We start from the raw sequence: 536 nt of genomic DNA, 5'->3' as shown, positions 1-536 counted from the left end.
CGGCGAGTCGCCGCGAGATCTGTTGCTGCCACGAGGGTTCTGCACTCCTTGGGGAGGACACGGCCCCGCGCCTGACAGGTCAGACGCGGGGCCGGGTACTGGTCGAAGAGACGGAGGGGTGCGGGGCTTAGAGCGCGTCGCCGCCGCGCTCGCCCGTGCGCACACGGACGACCGACTCGACGGGCGAGACCCAGACCTTTCCGTCACCGATCTTGCCGGTCCGCGCCGCCTCGACGATGACGTCGACGACCTTGTCGACGGCGGCATCGTCGACGACGACCTCGACCCTCACCTTGGGTACGAAGTCGACCGAGTACTCCGCGCCACGGTAGACCTCGGTGTGGCCCTTCTGCCGTCCGTAGCCCTGGACCTCCGAGACGGTCATACCCAGGATTCCGGCCTGCTCCAGTCCTGCCTTGACATCCTCAAGCGTGAACGGTTTCACGATTGCGGTGATCAGCTTCATGAGTTATCCCTCTCCACAGGAATCAGCGTAGTAGCGAACGACCGGGGATTCATGCCAGTTCATAAGCCGT

1 protein-coding gene is annotated in these 536 nt (G+C 64.7%); it reads right to left on the bottom strand.

Annotated elements, in window-relative coordinates; all coding sequences use genetic code 11:
- Positions 1-127: 127 nt before the first annotated feature.
- Complete coding sequence (locus tag GORHZ_RS27845; RefSeq protein WP_004572306.1) at positions 128-466, bottom strand: P-II family nitrogen regulator; 339 nt, start codon at positions 464-466, stop codon at positions 128-130.
- Positions 467-536 lie beyond the last annotated feature (70 nt).

The organism is Gordonia rhizosphera NBRC 16068 (assembly GCF_000298195.1).
GTDB lineage: Bacteria > Actinomycetota > Actinomycetes > Mycobacteriales > Mycobacteriaceae > Gordonia > Gordonia rhizosphera.
The sequence above is the reverse complement of the archived record's forward strand: the minus strand, read 5'-3'. Positions and strand labels throughout refer to the sequence as shown.

What these genes read in the sequence shown, in the direction of transcription:
- GORHZ_RS27845 (WP_004572306.1), bottom strand. Translation starts at nt 466, where the DNA reads ATGAAGCTGATCACCGCAATCGTGAAACCGTTCACGCTTGAGGATGTC.